The 17,606-nt window shown below is 31.6% G+C and carries 19 protein-coding genes and 1 other annotated feature; of the genes, 17 read left to right on the top strand and 2 right to left on the bottom strand.

Features of this window, described 5'->3' with window-relative positions; all coding sequences use genetic code 11:
• Positions 1-97 precede the first annotated feature (97 nt).
• From yihA to F1592_RS07300, 8 genes are all read left to right on the top strand, one after another.
• Entirely contained in the window at positions 98-685 is a 588-nt protein-coding gene (gene yihA / locus F1592_RS07335; RefSeq protein ID WP_037536782.1) for a ribosome biogenesis GTP-binding protein YihA/YsxC, read from the top strand.
• 170 nt (positions 686-855) lie between these two features.
• Positions 856-2,202, top strand: a complete 1,347-nt coding sequence (gene hemA, locus F1592_RS07330; RefSeq protein ID WP_037536781.1) for a glutamyl-tRNA reductase — start codon at positions 856-858, stop codon at positions 2,200-2,202.
• Positions 2,203-2,223: 21 nt separating this feature from the next.
• Positions 2,224-3,036, top strand: coding sequence for a cytochrome C assembly family protein (locus tag F1592_RS07325; protein ID WP_016930842.1), 813 nt, complete (start codon positions 2,224-2,226; stop codon positions 3,034-3,036).
• A gap of 30 nt (positions 3,037-3,066) precedes the next feature.
• Entirely contained in the window at positions 3,067-3,999 is a 933-nt protein-coding gene (gene hemC, locus F1592_RS07320) for a hydroxymethylbilane synthase (protein WP_037536778.1), read from the top strand.
• Positions 4,000-4,025: 26 nt separating this feature from the next.
• Positions 4,026-4,706: a uroporphyrinogen-III synthase gene (locus F1592_RS07315; RefSeq protein WP_037536776.1), complete on the top strand. Its 681-nt coding sequence runs from the start codon at positions 4,026-4,028 to the stop codon at positions 4,704-4,706.
• Entirely contained in the window at positions 4,696-5,670 is a 975-nt protein-coding gene (hemB, locus tag F1592_RS07310; protein ID WP_037536774.1) for a porphobilinogen synthase, read from the top strand. Before F1592_RS07315 ends, hemB begins: the two co-directional genes overlap by 11 nt.
• A 22-nt stretch (positions 5,671-5,692) precedes the next feature.
• The gene (gene hemL / locus F1592_RS07305) at positions 5,693-6,976 is read left to right on the top strand and encodes a glutamate-1-semialdehyde 2,1-aminomutase (RefSeq protein ID WP_053016717.1); all 1,284 of its coding nucleotides are present in this window, start codon (positions 5,693-5,695) and stop codon (positions 6,974-6,976) included.
• A gap of 80 nt (positions 6,977-7,056) precedes the next feature.
• Positions 7,057-8,133: an AbrB family transcriptional regulator gene (locus F1592_RS07300; RefSeq protein WP_037536770.1), complete on the top strand. Its 1,077-nt coding sequence runs from the start codon at positions 7,057-7,059 to the stop codon at positions 8,131-8,133.
• Between the two features lie 127 nt (positions 8,134-8,260).
• Here the strand turns inward: F1592_RS07300 and F1592_RS07295 are convergent, their stop codons facing one another.
• Entirely contained in the window at positions 8,261-8,815 is a 555-nt protein-coding gene (locus tag F1592_RS07295) for a DNA-3-methyladenine glycosylase I (RefSeq protein WP_149809640.1), read from the bottom strand.
• 56 nt (positions 8,816-8,871) lie between these two features.
• Positions 8,872-9,090, top strand: a binding site (T-box leader).
• 43 nt (positions 9,091-9,133) lie between these two features.
• On the opposite strand from F1592_RS07295, the gene F1592_RS07290 reads away from it, so the two are divergent.
• From F1592_RS07290 to F1592_RS07270, 5 genes are all read left to right on the top strand, one after another.
• Positions 9,134-11,764 carry a valine--tRNA ligase gene (locus F1592_RS07290; RefSeq protein ID WP_149809639.1) on the top strand — a complete coding sequence of 877 codons (2,631 nt, stop codon included), beginning with the start codon at positions 9,134-9,136 and terminating at the stop codon, positions 11,762-11,764.
• Between the two features lie 11 nt (positions 11,765-11,775).
• Positions 11,776-13,038 carry a bifunctional folylpolyglutamate synthase/dihydrofolate synthase gene (locus F1592_RS07285; protein WP_149809638.1) on the top strand — a complete coding sequence of 421 codons (1,263 nt, stop codon included), beginning with the start codon at positions 11,776-11,778 and terminating at the stop codon, positions 13,036-13,038.
• Positions 13,039-13,230: 192 nt separating this feature from the next.
• Positions 13,231-13,926 carry a prepilin peptidase gene (locus F1592_RS14030; RefSeq protein ID WP_080365595.1) on the top strand — a complete coding sequence of 232 codons (696 nt, stop codon included), beginning with the start codon at positions 13,231-13,233 and terminating at the stop codon, positions 13,924-13,926.
• A gap of 15 nt (positions 13,927-13,941) precedes the next feature.
• A complete protein-coding gene (radC, locus tag F1592_RS07275; RefSeq protein WP_053016714.1) occupies positions 13,942-14,628 on the top strand; it encodes a RadC family protein in 687 nt (228 codons plus the stop codon).
• A 69-nt stretch (positions 14,629-14,697) separates the two neighbouring features.
• A complete protein-coding gene (locus F1592_RS07270; RefSeq protein ID WP_053016713.1) occupies positions 14,698-14,979 on the top strand; it encodes a hypothetical protein in 282 nt (93 codons plus the stop codon).
• Positions 14,980-15,035: 56 nt separating this feature from the next.
• Here F1592_RS07270 and F1592_RS07265 read toward each other — a convergent pair whose 3' ends face one another.
• The gene (locus F1592_RS07265) at positions 15,036-15,215 is read right to left on the bottom strand and encodes a hypothetical protein (protein WP_053016712.1); all 180 of its coding nucleotides are present in this window, start codon (positions 15,213-15,215) and stop codon (positions 15,036-15,038) included.
• A 168-nt stretch (positions 15,216-15,383) separates the two neighbouring features.
• On the opposite strand from F1592_RS07265, the gene F1592_RS07260 reads away from it, so the two are divergent.
• From F1592_RS07260 to mreD, 4 genes are all read left to right on the top strand, one after another.
• The gene (locus F1592_RS07260; RefSeq protein WP_053016711.1) at positions 15,384-15,860 is read left to right on the top strand and encodes a DUF4930 family protein; all 477 of its coding nucleotides are present in this window, start codon (positions 15,384-15,386) and stop codon (positions 15,858-15,860) included.
• An 80-nt stretch (positions 15,861-15,940) separates the two neighbouring features.
• Complete coding sequence (locus F1592_RS13765; protein WP_011275568.1) at positions 15,941-16,063, top strand: hypothetical protein; 123 nt, start codon at positions 15,941-15,943, stop codon at positions 16,061-16,063.
• A 196-nt stretch (positions 16,064-16,259) separates the two neighbouring features.
• On the top strand, positions 16,260-17,096 hold the full coding sequence (gene mreC / locus F1592_RS07250; protein WP_053016710.1) for a rod shape-determining protein MreC: 837 nt from the start codon (positions 16,260-16,262) through the stop codon (positions 17,094-17,096).
• Positions 17,096-17,605: a rod shape-determining protein MreD gene (gene mreD, locus F1592_RS07245; RefSeq protein WP_053016709.1), complete on the top strand. Its 510-nt coding sequence runs from the start codon at positions 17,096-17,098 to the stop codon at positions 17,603-17,605. Before mreC ends, mreD begins: the two co-directional genes overlap by 1 nt.
• The last annotated feature ends 1 nt before the right edge of the window (position 17,606 follow it).

The following is a 17,606-nucleotide window of genomic DNA, read 5'->3' as shown; positions in this document are numbered from 1 at the left end:
TCCGATTTGACGTAGAGCCAAAATTGCTTATTTAGATATAATGAAATATATATTATAATGAAACAGTTAAATTTAATTACAAAAGAGAGGATAATTTATGAATATTAATCCTAATAACATTGATTTGATTATAAGTGCTGTACAAGAGGCTCAATATCCTGATACAGGTTTATCTGAAGTGGCATTAAGTGGACGTTCAAACGTTGGTAAATCTTCTTTCATTAATAGTATGATTGGCAGAAAAAATATGGCTCGCACGTCGCAACAACCAGGTAAAACACAAACATTAAATTTCTTTAATATTGATGATCAATTAATATTTGTCGACGTCCCTGGGTATGGCTATGCAAAAGTGAGTAAATCACAACGTGAGAAATTTGGTAAAATGATTGAAGAATATTTGACTAAGAGAGAGAGTTTAAAGCTAGTCATTCAACTAGTTGACTTACGCCACAATCCTACTGAAGATGATATTTTAATGTATAATTATTTAAAACATTTTGATATACCTACTCTTGTTATTTGTACTAAAGAGGACAAGATTGCAAAGGGGAAGATTCAAAAGCATATTAAAAATATTAAAGAGAAATTAGATTTAGATCCAGATGATACGATTATTAGTTACTCATCAATTCAAAATACAAAGCAGCAACAAATATGGGATTTAATTGCTAATTATTTATAATTATTTTAATCTAAGCAGAGGTCAAACTTCTGTTTAGATTTTTTAATGGGATAAGTGTCAAAATTTTGACTTTAAATTAGAATCTTTCTAATTTGTTTGAGCAATCAACTTAAAATCATTAAATTATGTGTTATACTAACTGTATTGTTAGTATTTGGAGGGCGTTATAAATGCATTTTATTGCTATAAGTATAAATCATCGCACTGCCGATGTAGCACTTAGAGAGCAAGTAGCTTTTAGAGATGATGCCTTGCGATTAGCCCATGAAGATTTGTTCGAAACTAAATCTATTTTAGAGAATGTCATTTTATCTACATGTAATCGTACTGAAGTATATGCTATTGTTGATCAAATTCACACAGGTCGTTACTATATTCAAAGATTTTTAGCGCGATCATTTGGATTTGATGTAGATGATATAAAAAATATGTCAGAAGTTAAAGTGGGGGACGAAGCAGTTGAACATTTACTGCGAGTCACTTCTGGCTTGGATTCTATTGTATTAGGTGAAACTCAAATTCTTGGACAAATGAGAGATGCATTCTTTTTAGCTCAAGACATTCAAACAACTGGTACAATTTTTAATCATTTATTTAAACAGGCTATTACTTTCGCTAAAAAAGCTCATAATGAGACTGACATAGCAGATAATGCTGTGAGTGTTTCATATGCAGCAGTTGAATTAGCTAAAAAGGTATTTGGTAAACTAAAAGGTAAACAAGCTATTATTATAGGTGCAGGGGAAATGAGTGAATTATCACTCTTAAATTTATTAGGTTCTGGTATTGATGATATTACTGTCGTTAATAGAACTGAAACTAATGCGTATAAATTAGCAACGAAGCACGGCGTAAATTATAATACACTTGAGTCATTACCAACTCTTTTGACTAATGCTGATATTGTCATCAGTTCAACAAGTTCGCCAGATTTTATTGTTACAAAATCTATGATTGAGTCGGTCAATCTTAAGAGAAAAGCTTCTTCATTATTGTTAATTGACATTGCGGTTCCTAGAGATATTGAACCAAATGTTAATATTAGCGAAAATATTTTCAGCTATGACGTGGATGATCTTAAAGGATTAGTTGATGCTAACTTGCGAGAACGTCAAATGGCTGCTGACTTTATAGCAAGTCAGATTCCTGATGAAGTCCAGGCTCATAATGATTGGGTAAATATGTTAGGTGTTGTACCTGTAATTAGAGCATTGCGTGAAAAAGCAATGACAATCCAGTCAGAAACAATGGATAGTATTGATAGAAAGCTACCTGATCTTAGTGATAGAGAACGTACAATCATTTCGAAACATACTAAAAGTATTATTAATCAAATGTTGAAAGATCCAATAAAACAGGCCAAAGAATTGAGTAATGATAAGAGAAGTAATGAAAAATTAGAGCTATTTCAAAACATATTTGATATTGATGCTGCAGACCCTTACGAGGATATTAAAGCTCGTAAAGCACAAAAAGAAAAAGAAGTTTCTATCCGTCACATCTTTAGTTTTGAATAAGCATATTAATATGGTGATAATATGCAAGAGACCCTGTTTATTAGATTTCATGAAATAATATTAATTATATATTTAATTAGTATTCTCTGTTATTTTATAGATTTCGTTAAAAAGAGTCATAAAATTAGAGAATTAGGAATTTATACATTAGGGATTGTTTGGATATTGCAAACAATCTCTTTGTCTGTTTATATCACTTCGCATAATGAAATTCCGTTGAGTTCATTATTTGATGTATTTTTCTTTTTATCATGGATAATTATATGTATAGCACTGGTTTTAAATGTAGTTAAAGTATTGAGTTTTTCAGTATTCTTTCTCAATGTTATTGGATTTATATTATTGATGATGAATACTTTTCAACCTGAACATTATTCAACAAATGTGCAACGCATTGCAGTTATAAATGAATTGTTATTAGTGCATATAGGCTTAGCGGTATTAAGTTATGCTCTTTTTGCACTAGCTTTTGTAAATTCATTACTTTATATTATTCAATACCGCAATTTAAGGGAGAAGAATTTTGATCAAAAATACTTTAGAATTGGTAGCGTAGCCACACTTGAAACGGTTGTGTTTTATTCATCTTTAAGTGGTTTCATTATTTTAATTTTGAGTGTTATTTTAGGCGCACAGTGGGGTGTCTATGCAATTGGACATAGTATTTTTGCTGACCCTAAAGTAGTACTATCTTCTATTATTACAATTTTTTACGCTATTTATTTACTAAGTCGAATTAATCGATGGTTTAAAACAATTTATTTAATTTACTTTAATATTATGTTATTTTGCTTATGCATGATTAATCTATTTTTTACAACACATTTCACTTAAATTTTCAAATGTCATTAGGAGGCAACAAATATGCGCAAATTGGTTGTAGGCTCACGTAGAAGTAAGCTTGCCTTAACTCAGAGTCAACAATTTATAGATAAGTTAAAAGCGGTGGATCCAACTCTTGAAATAGAAATTAAGGAGATTGTCACTAAAGGTGACCGCATCGTAAATAAACAATTATCTAAAGTGGGCGGTAAAGGACTATTTGTTAAAGAAATCCAACAAGAACTTTTTGACAAAGAAATTGACATGGCAATACACTCACTTAAAGATGTACCAAGTATCATTCCTGAAGGCTTAACACTAGGTTGCATACCTGATAGAGAAGTTCCATTTGATGCTTATATTTCTAAAAATCATATACCTTTAAATGAATTACCAGATGGTAGTATAATTGGTACGAGTTCATTAAGACGTGGTGCTCAAATTTTATCTAAATATCCAAACTTAGAAATAAAATGGATAAGAGGAAATATTGACACTCGACTAAAAAAATTAGAAACAGAAGATTATGATGCAATTATTTTAGCTGCTGCAGGACTTAGACGTATGGGTTGGTCAGATGATATTGTAACGACTTATCTGGACAAAGACATTTTATTACCAGCTATTGGACAAGGTGCATTAGGTATAGAGTGTCGCAGTGATGATGTCGAACTATTGGAATTATTAAGTAAAGTTCATAATCAATCAGTAGCGAATTGTGTTACAGCTGAAAGAACTTTCCTTTCAGCTATGGATGGTAGTTGTCAAGTACCTATTGGAGGGTATGCAACTAATAAGGAGAATGGTGAAATTGAATTTACTGGGTTAATTATGACTCCAGACGGTACAAAGAGATATGAGCACACAGAAGTTGGTACAAATCCTGTTGAATTAGGTGAAACAGTTAGCCGTGTTTTAAAAGAACAGGGTGCTTATGAAATAATCAAAAAACTAAATGAAGAACAAGCGCATTAAACCAAATTATTGAGGTGTAATGAAATATGAAACCAGTTGTAGTTATGACGCAATCGAGTGAATTTAATAGTGATTTAGTGGAAATAATGCATAAGCCATTTATAGAAATTCAATCACTTGAATTTGATACTCAAGTTTTGCATCATAAATATGACTGGATTATTTTTTCTTCTAAAAATGCGGTTCGCATATTTTATAAATATTTAAATCAATTAGATGTTAAATATGTAGCTGTCATTGGTCAGAAAACTGCCGAACTTTGTGAAGCGCTTAAAATTAATGTTGATTTTATACCTAATGACTACTCTCAAGAAGGATTTTTGAGTCAATTTAAAAAGGACCAACAAAGCATTCTCATACCAAGTAGTGCTGAAGCGCGTCCCAAACTCCAACATACATTAGCACAAAACAATATAGTGACTAAAATCGATTTATATAAACCTATTCCTAATGATAGGAATATTAGAGACGTCATTGAATTGATAGAACATCACAAAGTTCATGCGGTAACATTTTCAAGTTCTTCTGCAGTAAAAGCGTATATAAGGCATGACGTTCCTTGTGGTTTTGATAAGTATGTTGCTATTGGGGCTCAAACTGCTAACACATTACGAAAGAACGGTTTCAAGCCATTAATAGCTAATAAACAAACTTCGGAATCACTTATAAATAAAATTATTGAAAGTTGGTATAATAATGAAATTTGATAGACATAGACGATTACGCTCATCAGAGTCAATGCGTAATTTAGTTAGAGAAAACCATGTTAGAAAAGAAGATTTAATTTATCCAATATTCGTAGTTGAAAAAGATAATGTAAAAAGTGAGATTAAATCACTTCCAGGCGTATACCAAATCAGCTTGAATTTATTAGATGATGAAATAAATGAGGCATATGAACTAGGTATTAGAGCAATCATGTTCTTTGGTGTACCAAATTCTAAAGATGACGTAGGTTCTGGTGCATATGATCATAATGGTATTATCCAAGAAGCAACAAGAAAGGCTAAAGAATTGCATAAAGATTTATTAATTGTAGCAGATACATGTTTATGTGAATATACAGATCATGGTCATTGTGGTGTTATTGATGATCATACTCATGATGTAGATAATGATAAATCATTACCTTTACTTGTTAAAACAGCTATCTCACAAGTTGAAGCGGGAGCAGATATTATCGCACCAAGTAATATGATGGACGGTTTTGTTGCAGAAATTCGTCAAGGTCTAGATGATGCCGGTTATTACAATATTCCAATTATGAGTTATGGTATCAAATATGCATCAAGTTTCTTTGGTCCATTTAGAGATGCAGCTGATTCTGCACCCTCTTTTGGTGACAGAAAGACTTACCAAATGGACCCAGCGAATCGTTTAGAAGCATTTCGTGAACTTGAAAGTGACTTAAAAGAGGGCGCAGATATGATGATAGTAAAACCTGCGCTAAGTTATTTAGATATTGTAAGAGACGTTAAAAACAATACAAATATTCCTGTTATTGCTTATAACGTAAGTGGTGAGTATGCAATGACAAAAGCAGCAGCACAAAATGGTTGGATAGATGAAGAACGTGTCGTTATGGAACAAATGGTTTCAATGAAACGTGCAGGTGCAGATATGATTATTACTTACTTTGCGAAAGATATTTGTCATTACTTAGATAAATAATTAATTTTAGGAGGATTTTGATATGGGTTACGAGAAATCGATTGAAGCGATGAAAATCGCTGAAAATTTAATGCCAGGTGGCGTTAATAGTCCTGTAAGAGCATTTAAATCTGTAGATACACCAGCGATTTTTATGGATCATGCAAAAGGATCAAGAATTTATGATATCGATGGTAACGAGTATATTGATTATGTATTAAGCTGGGGACCTTTAATACTAGGACATAAAAACGAACAAGTTATAAAAAAATTACATGAGGCTGTTGATAGAGGAACAAGCTTCGGAGCATCTACCTTAGAAGAAAACAAACTTGCAGAATTAGTAATCGAACGCGTACCATCAATTGAAAAAGTGCGTATGGTTTCATCAGGAACTGAGGCAACGTTAGCAGCGTTAAGATTGGCTCGTGGTTATACTGGAAGAAACAAGATTATAAAATTTGAAGGATGCTATCACGGTCATAGTGATTCCTTATTAATTAAAGCGGGTTCTGGTGTTGCAACACTAGGATTACCAGACTCACCTGGTGTCCCAGAAGGTACTGCTAAGAATACGATTACAGTTCCGTATAATGATTTAGAAGCAATTAAAATTGCTTTCGAAAATTATGGAGATGATATCGCTGGAATTATCGTAGAACCAGTTGCTGGTAATATGGGCGTTGTACCTCCTAAAGATGGCTTCCTACAAGGGTTACGTGAGATTACAAATGACTATGGTGCGCTATTAATATTCGATGAAGTCATGACAGGTTTCCGAGTAGGGTACAATTGTGCGCAAGGTTACTTTGGTGTTACACCAGATCTTACATGTTTAGGTAAAGTTATTGGTGGTGGATTACCAGTAGGTGCGTTTGGTGGTAAAAAAGAGATTATGGACAAAGTTGCTCCAGTTGGAAATATTTATCAAGCTGGAACATTATCCGGGAATCCATTAGCAATGACGAGTGGTTACGAAACTCTAAGTCAATTAACACCTGAATCTTATGAGTATTTCCAAGAATTAGGTGATATCTTAGAAGAAGGACTTAAAAAAGTATTTAGCAAACATAATGTCCCAATTACTATAAATCGAGCTGGTTCTATGATTGGATATTTCTTAAATGAAGGACCAGTAACTAACTTTGACGAAGCAAATAAAAGTAATTTAGAATTGTTCAGTCAAATGTATCGTGAAATGGCTAAAGAAGGTGTATTCCTACCACCTTCTCAATTTGAGGGAACATTCTTATCTACAGCACATAGTAAAGAAGACATTGAAAAAACAATCCAAGCATTTGATACTGCTTTAAGTCGTATTGTATAATGTTATGAAATAGAATGAGGTTAGGACTTTCAACTCGATGACGTCTTAACCTCATTTTTAATGAAAGAAGTGGCTGCATAATGAAAAATGTATGGATCAATAACTTTATTCTATTAGTAACTGCTATTGTTATAAGTTTGTTATTACATGTTGCGCACGTTCTTTTACCATTTATGTTCGGTCCGATTATTGCATCGATAATCGTCATTAAAGTATTTAAATTAAAGGTTAAATGGCCATTTTGGCTTAGTCAAATTGGATTGATTCTATTAGGGGTGCAAATTGGATCAACATTTACGTCTGAAGTGTTGCATGATATTAAAAATGATTGGTTGATAATTGTTGTTATTACACTATTACTAATAGTTTTATCTCTATTGATCGCCTTCTTTTTCAAAAAAATTGCAAGAGTAAACACTGAGACAGCTATATTAAGTGTCATTCCAGGTGCTTTAAGTCAAATGCTAATTATGGCAGAGGAAAATAAAAAGGCAAATATTCTTGTAGTGAGTTTAACTCAAACGTCTCGCGTTATATTCGTCGTGATATTAGTACCCTTAATTTCTTATTTCTTTAGTAGTGATAGTGGAAATGAAACAACTTCTATTAAATCACCTCCATTAACGGAAGTACTAAACTTATCGCAAGTAATACTATTAATGTGTTGTATTGCAATCATTTATAGTCTTATGGCTAAAATCAATTTTCCAACTAAGCAATTATTGGCTCCTATTGTCGTGTTAGTGATATGGAATTTAACTACACATCACACATTTACATTAGATAATTATATTCTTGCTTCTGCACAAGTGATTTATATGATTAGAATTGGATTGCAGATTGCCAATTTACTTTCCGATTTAAAAGGTCGAATTGCCGTTGCAATTATTTATCAAAATGTCTTTCTAATCATTGGTTCATTTATCATGGTATATATTGTGCACATATTTACAAATAATAATATTAATGAGTTGTTTTTGGGTGGAGCGCCAGGAGGAATGAGTCAAATTGTTTTAGTTGCTATGGCAACTGGGGCAGATGTGGCTATGATTTCTAGTTTCCACATATTTAGAATCTTTTTTATTTTATTTGTAGTAGCGCCTATCATTGGCTTTTTCTTACGTGGCGGTATATCAAAATTTAATCAAAAAAGATAGGTTGTGTCATGTAAAGTTTAAGCGTTAGTAACTTTAATATTAAAGAGGGTTGATAAAACCTTCTACTTACAATTACTTTTCGACTTATTTCTTAAATTGCACTCTATGACACAACCTATATAAATTTTTATGAAGGTTTAGATGGACATCCTTTCAAATGGGCATCATATAAACCTGCCGCTTCTAAAAACGAAAAAACAGTTACTGGTCCTAAAAATTTAAAACCATATTTTTTTAAGTCTTTAGATAATTGTTTAGCACGATCATCAACAGTAATTCTTTCTGAGGCAGTCATATAGTTCAAATCTATAGGTTGAGGATTAACATGGGACCAAAGGAAATTACTAAAACTACCAAAGTCCTTTTCTATTTCAAAATAACCTTGTGCTTGTGATACAATCGCTTCTAACTTTTTACGATTATGAACAATGTTAGGAAATTCCATTAAATCATCAATATCTTTCGAAGACATCTGAGCAATTTTGCTTGGCTCAAAGTTGTGAAATGCTTGTTCATAAGATTGTTTCTTTTTTAAAATGGTTAGCCAAGATAACCCAGCATGTTGAGATTCTAAAGCCATTAATTTAAATAAGGCTTTGCTATCATATATAGGTTGACCCCAAACATTGTCATGATAATCTAAGTAAGTCGGGTCTTTTGTGCTAAATGCACATTCATTCATAAATATACCTCCAAGAGATTGACTTATCACGATTTCCATTATAATATAATTAAGTAATGAAATATATTATTGGGAAGAGTAAGTTTGAATGATAGCACAGAGAGCATATGGTCGGTGTAAATATGTATAACATTCAATCTGAAGGTAGCCCACTTGAACTTTTATTGAACCATTTATTAGTAGATAAAAGCGTGTTTGAGCGTTAATCAAATTAAGTGCAAGTATATTAATTTATACTTGAATTTAGGTGGTACCACGGAACATCCGTCCTATATTATTTAGGAGGATGTTTTTTTAATTATTAGGAGGTTTTAATCGATGAATATGGAGCCTAAGTATAATCCACGCGAAGTTGAGGCTGGGCGTTATGAAGAATGGGTAAAGAATGATTATTTCAAACCCTCAGAAGACAAATCAAAAGAGACATATACAATTGTAATTCCACCACCCAATGTGACAGGGAAATTACACCTTGGACATGCGTGGGATACAACTTTACAAGATATTATTACGCGTATGAAACGTATGCAAGGGTATGACACACTATATCTACCTGGTATGGACCATGCAGGTATTGCTACTCAAGCAAAAGTAGATGCTAAATTAAAAGAACAAGGCATTTCTCGTCATGATATCGGACGTGAGAAGTTCCTAGAACACGCTTGGTCATGGAAAGAAGAATATGCGTCATTTATACGCCAACAATGGGCTAAATTAGGTTTGGGTCTAGATTATAGCAGAGAGCGTTTTACTTTAGATGATGGGTTAAGTAAAGCAGTAAGAAAAGTCTTCGTTGACTTATACAATAAAGGCATTATTTATCGTGGTGAACGTATTATTAACTGGGATCCTGAAGCTAGAACGGCTTTATCAGATATTGAAGTTATTCATGAGGATGTGCAAGGTCATTTCTATCATTTTAAGTATCCTTACGTTGATGGTGATGGCTATATAGAAATTGCGACAACAAGACCTGAGACAATGTTAGGAGATACTGCCATAGTTGTTAATCCTAATGATGATCGCTATAAAGATGTAATTGGTAAGAAAGTTATATTACCAATTGTTGGTCGAGAGTTACCGATATTAGCTGATGAGTATGTTGATATTGATTTTGGTAGTGGTGCTATGAAAGTAACGCCTGCACACGATCCAAATGATTTTGAGATTGGTCAACGACATAGTTTAGAGAACATTATTGTCATGGATGAAAATGGTAAAATGAACGATAAAGCTGATAAATATGCTGGATTAGATCGATTTGAATGTCGTAAACAATTGGTTGAAGATTTAAAAGCGCAAGATCTAGTCATTAAGATTGAAGAGCATGTTCATTCAGTTGGTCATTCTGAACGCTCAGGTGCTGTTGTTGAACCTTACTTATCAACGCAATGGTTTGTAAAAATGAAACCGTTAGCGCAACGTTCACTTGATAATCAAAAAACTGATGATCGTATCGATTTTTATCCACCACGTTTTGAGAACACTTTCAATCGTTGGATGGAAGAAATTAGAGACTGGACAATTTCTAGACAATTATGGTGGGGTCATCAAATACCTGCTTGGTACCATAAAGAAACTGGTAAAATTTATGTTGGTGAAGAAGCGCCTAAAGATATTGATAATTGGGTGCAAGATGAAGATGTTCTAGATACTTGGTTCTCTAGTGCATTGTGGCCATTTTCAACTTTAGGTTGGCCGAATATCGATGCAGATGATTTTAAACGTTACTATCCAACTAATGCACTTGTAACTGGATATGACATTATTTTCTTCTGGGTTGCAAGAATGATATTCCAAGGTCTTGAATTCACTGACAGAAGACCATTCAATGATGTTTTACTTCATGGTTTAGTTCGAGCTGAAGACGGTCGAAAAATGAGTAAATCTTTAGGTAATGGTGTAGATCCTATGGATGTAATTGAAGAATATGGAGCAGATAGCTTAAGATATTTCTTGGCAACAGGATCATCACCTGGTCATGACTTACGTTATTCTACTGAGAAAGTAGAGTCTGTTTGGAATTTCATTAATAAAATTTGGAACGGTGCGCGTTTTAGCTTAATGAATATAGGTGATGAATTTAAATTTGAGGATATCGATCTAACTGGAAACCTTTCATTAGCGGATAAATGGATCTTAACTCGTTTAAATGAGACGATTGAAACAGTTACTAATTTAAGTGAAAAGTATGAGTTTGGAGAAGTTGGCCGTGCGCTATATAATTTCATTTGGGACGAGTTCTGTGATTGGTATATTGAAATGAGTAAAATACCAATGAATGGTGAAGATGAAGCACAAAAACAAACAACACGTTCTGTTTTAAGTTATACACTAGATCAAATTATGAGAATGTTACATCCGTTTATGCCTTTTGTTACTGAGAAGATATGGCAAAGTCTTCCACATGAAGGCGATACGATTGTGAAAGCATCATGGCCAAAGGTTAGGGAAGAGCTTGTATTTGAAGAAAGTAAGCAAACGATGCAACAATTAGTTGAAATTATCAAATCTGTAAGACAATCTCGTGTTGAAGTAAATACGCCACTTTCTAAAGCTATACCTATTTACATTCAAGCCAAAGATGAAAATATTAAAGCAACACTAATTGAAAATGAAGATTATATTCATAAATTCTGTAATCCTAGTGAATTAACGATTGATACACATATTGATATTCCTGAAAAAGCAATGACTGCAGTAGTAGTCGCTGGTAAAGTTATATTACCTTTAGAAGGTCTAATTGATATGGATAAAGAAATTGCACGCTTAGAAAAAGAATTAGATAAATTACAAAAAGAACTTGATCGTGTTGATAAAAAATTATCTAATGAAAATTTTGTTAATAAAGCGCCTGAAAAAGTTATCAACGAAGAAAAAGAAAAACAACTACGTTATCAAGAAAAATATGATGGTGTGAAAAACAGAATTGAACAATTAAAAGCATAGGAGAATCGCCAATGAATTACCTAGAGAGTTTGTATTGGATACATGAGAGAACCAAATTTGGTATCAAACCTGGTGTAAAACGTATGGAGTGGATGCTAGATCGTTTGAATAACCCTCAATTAAATATTAGAGGCATACATGTTGGTGGTACAAATGGTAAAGGCTCAACTGTAGCTTACATTAGAGCCGCTTTAGTGGAAAATGGTTATGAGGTAGGAACGTTTACTTCTCCATTTATTGAAACTTTTAATGAAAGAATTAGCCTTAATGGACTTCCAATTACAAATGACGAGATTGTTGAATTAGTCGAAATAGTTAAACCTATTAGTGAAGCTTTAGAGCAGGAAACAGAACTAGGTGGTGCTACTGAGTTTGAAATCATTACAACAATGATGTTTGTATACTTTGGACAAATTCACCCCGTTGATTTTGTTGTAGTTGAAGCGGGGTTAGGTATAAAAAATGACTCCACTAATGTGTTTAACCCAATTCTCTCAGTACTTACAAGTATTGGATTAGATCATACTGATATTTTAGGTAACACTTATTTAGATATTGCAAAAGACAAAGGTGCCATTATTAAACCTAATATACCTGTGATTTATGCTGTTAAAAATGAGGAAGCATTAAAATATATTAGAGACCTAGCTGAAAGTAGTGAGGCTAAACCAATTGAATTAGACCGTGAGATTGTGGTTGTTTCACAAGACGATGAATTTACTTATCGTTATAAGGACTATGAGCTGGAAACAATTATTTTAAACATGCTTGGTGAACATCAAAAAGAAAATGCAGCGCTTGCAATCACTGCATTGATTGAGCTATATGAACAAGAAATTATTACGTTAGATTTTAATAAGATGATTGATGCTATTGAGAGTGTTAGTTGGACTGGTCGTATTGAACAAATAAAAGAGAATCCATTAATCATTATAGATGGAGCCCACAATAACGAAAGTATTGAAGCTTTAATTGATACGATTAAGAATTATTATGATAACGAAAAAATGGACGTTCTTTTCTCGGCAATAAAAGGTAAACCAGTGCATGGCATGCTTAATAAACTTGAAGAGATCTCAAATCACCTATATTTCACTGAATTCGATTTCCCTAAAGCATTGACTAAAGATGAGTTGTCAGAACAAGTAAATTTAGAGCATATTGAATTTATTGATGATTATGTTTCTTTTATAAAAAATTATGAAGGCAATGGGTTATTAATTACAGGTAGTTTATATTTTATAAGTGAAGTAAAAAGTAAAACTGAATTTTAAATTTGAAATAGTATATCCCCGAGTCATTTAGGCTAACGTTGTACCTAAATGACTCGGGGATATTTGATTATCACTAAATTTTAGTTATTGATAATGAGAATAACAATTTTCTTAAATACTATTATATATTTATAAAATAAATAATATAACTCATTTACTTTCAAGGTGAAATAGTTATAATTAGTTTAGGTGATGCTAGTGTTATTAATATCTTATGTTTGTAGTGTTTTGTTTAGTTTTTTATACCATCTTACCAATACGAACAGTTTGAATTTGAATTATCTGGTTAGGCGTTCCAAGTGTGATCATTGCGGTCGTAAATTAGGTTGGTTCGAATTAATACCTATATTTAGCTTTTTTATTTTAAAAGGAAAATCTCATTGTTGTAGTCGAAAGTTAAAACGTCATTATATTTTTGGGGAATGCTTAGCCTTCTTAACTATCCCTTTAATAATTAATTTTGATACTAATGTACACTTCTCTCTGTTTATTACTACTTATTTATTCCTTCTTACAATGGCATTATATGACCTTCAAACGTTAACAATTAATATAGTCATGATAATTCTATATACTATTGTATGTGCAAAAATCACGATAATTTATTTTTCAACTTTTATATTCTTCACTTTAATATTTCATCTATACTATTTTCTTTTTCCAAGACAAATAGGATATGGTGATATATTACTTTTAAGTATCTTATCTTGTTTTTTCCCTTATCACTTTTATTTGATATTTCTCCTATATACGCTATTAATCGCTATTATAGTTTCTTCAATTTTATTAATAATGAAACAGCAAACTTATATTCCATTTGTACCATTCATGTTTATTGGTTTTATGATGACAAATTATTTATACCAGAACACGCTATTATACATTTAGAAAGGTTGATCTAGTTTGAGAATTAAAAGTATGGCAAAGTCTGAATTACCTAGAGAGCGTCTTATTCACAATGGAGAAAAAAGTTTATCCAATAGTGAGTTATTAGCAATTCTTATAAATACAGGAAGACACGGTTTTTCAAGTTTAGATATTGCTAATGAATTAATGATTAGCTTTAATGGTTTGAAAGAACTAAAACATTTATCAATTAATGATTTAACTACAATTAAAGGAATTGGACTCTATAAAGCAGTCATCCTTAAAGCTGCTTTTGAATTAGGTGAAAGAATGTATGCTAGAGATTTTAATGAAAAAGTTAAGATAACATCACCAAGTGATGTATCTAATATTATGATGTCAAAAATGAAAGATTTGACGCAAGAACATTTTGTAGTACTTCTATTAAACTCTAAAAATATTGTGATAAAAGAAGAAACAATTTATAAAGGGACATTAAATTCTTCAGTAATACATCCACGTGAAGTTTTCAAAGCAGCTATTAGAGCATCTAGTAATTCGATTATAGTTTTACATAATCATCCTTCTGGCGATGTCACACCTTCTAAAGAAGATATAGAAACAACAATTAGGTTAAAGGAATGTGGTGAATTACTAGGAATTCAAGTCCTTGATCATATAATTATTGGTGATCAAAAATATGCTAGTTTAGTTGAAGAAGGTTACTTTGACTTGAGTAATTGAGGGTATTATTTGTTTAAAATATTAGTAATCTTGTATAATTATGGTTGAAAAATTTTATAGAGGTGTATTATGACATTATTTTTAATAATAGGAATTTTGATACCAGTAGTTTATGTTCTAAGACTTACAATTAAAGAACATACGATTGGACTCAAAGAAATGTTCACGACAATTTTATTATCTATGATGGGGATTGTTATATTTACTGTGATAGGTGTACTGATTAGCAGTCAAAATATTAATATAGCATCATTAATTTTTGCCTCGCTAATTACAGGGGTAATATGGGGACTATTATTATCTGGTGTATATAAATTATTTAACTATCTGACACATACATTTAAAAAATAAAACTAGCCATTGCAATATCAATCCTACAAGAATTGAGACTTGGCTAGTTTAATAATTTATTGAATATAGGCTGAAAGTACTTGGAAATTTTCCATAATCCAAAGTATGCCTTGATATCCTAAATATAATCCTAATACTATTAAGGCTGCAGATATTATAAATCTAAGAATTGCAAACCCAACTCTAAATAACAATATCACAAGTAATGCAATTAAAATGATACTTACAATACTCATTATCAACACTCCTCATGAATATCCATAAACGATAATATAACCTTATTATAAAGCATCCAGGATTAATTTGGAATCATACTTTAGTACAGAGCATTATCATGCTAAAGACTGATGTTGATAAAATGTTGTTCTATTATAATGATAAAGATTACTATTGGAGGGTATTTAATGCGGTTTTTTCTTAGTATTATAAAAAATATTATTGCAGTTATAGCTATTATTTGTATTATATATTTTGCATTAAAATACGCACCATTTCTAAGGGACCAAGATTGGAATCCGATAAATCATTCTATAAACAATGAGCAGTTGAATAAATCACCAAACAATTTAGATCGTCCTCATAACATATCAACAAATGGTAAGCGATATGTGCTTGAGGATAATGATATTTTACAAAATATCCCGGCAAGTCAAACAAGAAATGTATTTAAATACATAGATAAGAAAGAGTTTATGGCGGTATCAGGCTTAGGAAGAATGGGATATAATGACAATTACATTGCTGGACAACGTAATGACGAATTCATTATTTATAAATTTGGTAGTGATCAGATAAAAGTATATCGAACTGAAATAGAAATGGAACAAGATTTAAATGCACTTGGTCAATATATTGAATTAAAGCCTTTTGATGCATATTAATTAAGTTTTCATAATTGAACTAGTTTATTTTCTACGTTATGGTTAAGTTATAAACTATATTTCAAAGGTTGGTGTGATACATGTCTGAACAATCTAAAGAAAAACAAGCAAATGAGCAAGCTAAAGCACAAAATCTTTTCGCTAAATGGAGAAAAGATGAAAAACTTTATAGTGACGATGATAAAAAGGATAAAGATAAATAACTAAATTGAGTTCATACTGAGTTTATTAAGATTAGGTACCACTAGCTATTTGACGCATTGCGTAATAGTTGTGCTATCTAATCTCTTTTTTATTCAAAGATGTTGATATAGAATGAACTTAGTGCTTTATTTCAAACAACGAGTAATATAAAATAATAAAGGATGATTTAAATTAGAATTTGTAGAGGTGTTATGAGTGCAAAAGTTTTTTAAAAATAACAAATTAATTGTTGTTTTTTGTGCTGTTATAATTTTTATTGCACTGATTGGTTTGTCCATAAGGTCACATACACAATCACCTCCTGAACAATATGTGGGGGATTCTGTTTCTCTTGGGCAAAGAGTCGTGAGCTATCCTGTCAATTTTGTTACTGGAGCGATAAATAATCTTTTTAGCTCAAATAAAACAACTGACAACAAGAAAATAAAACAACTAGAGGCTAAAAATGAAAAGTTAGAAGCGGAAAATAAAGATTTAAAAAAAGAATTAGATATGACTGATATTTCTAAATATGATCCAATTTCTGGTGCTGTAATCGCTAGAAATGCTGACCAATGGATGAATACAGTAATCATTGATAAAGGAAATAAAGACGGTGTTAAATCAAATATGGCTGTTATGACAGCTGAAGGTTTAGTTGGAAGAGTAACGAAAGTTAACCAATTTTCAGCACAAGTAGACTTATTATCTACTAACACTAGAACAGGTAAATTGTCTGTTAACATCCAACATGATTCTAAAAATGTATTTGGCTTAATCGACCACTATGATAAAAAGAATCAAGAACTAGTCATCGGCAATATCAATAATAAAGATAAGATTTCAAAAGGCGATAAGGTTGTAACTAGTGGGTTAGCCGATCAATTACCAAGTGATTTATACATAGGTGAAGTGACCAAAGTTGAAAATGATGAGTACGGATTAGCAAAAGAAGTTAGAGTTAAAACAGGCGCTAATTTATCCGATATTAGCCATATATATATCGCCAAAAAAGATCCTGACAACGCTACCGATGAAAGCAGGGACAATTGATGAGAGTATTTTTGTACTTAATTGTTGGTGTAGTACTGTTTTACATTGACAGTATCATTGGACTTCTAATCCCAATGCATCTTGGTCATTTCGAGTTTAATTTTATTCCTCACTTAATTTTGTTGTATATATTGTTGATAACGATTTATCGTGGCTTTGGAATCGGATTAATATTCGCAATTCTGTTTGGAATCGTAACTGATATATATGTCGGCAGTGTCTATGGATTATATATGTTTGGTTACTTAGCACTTGTCGTTATATTTGATAAATTTCTTAAAGTTTTTTATCGAGACTATACAATGATTTGTATTTTGAGTATTTTTAGTATTATTGTTTTCGAAATTTACGTAGCAATTATTTATGGTGTGATTGGATTCGCTAATGTTGATATAATCAATTTCATTTTATTAAGAATGATCCCAACTATTATATTAAATGTCATTTTACTTATTATACTTTTCCCAGTTTTTATAAAATTTATGAAAAAAACTCATATACAAGATTGAC

The sequence above is a fragment of the Staphylococcus sp. GDX7P312P genome, from assembly GCF_008385775.1.
Lineage (GTDB): Bacteria > Bacillota > Bacilli > Staphylococcales > Staphylococcaceae > Staphylococcus > Staphylococcus haemolyticus.
The sequence above is the reverse complement of the archived record's forward strand: the minus strand, read 5'-3'. Positions and strand labels throughout refer to the sequence as shown.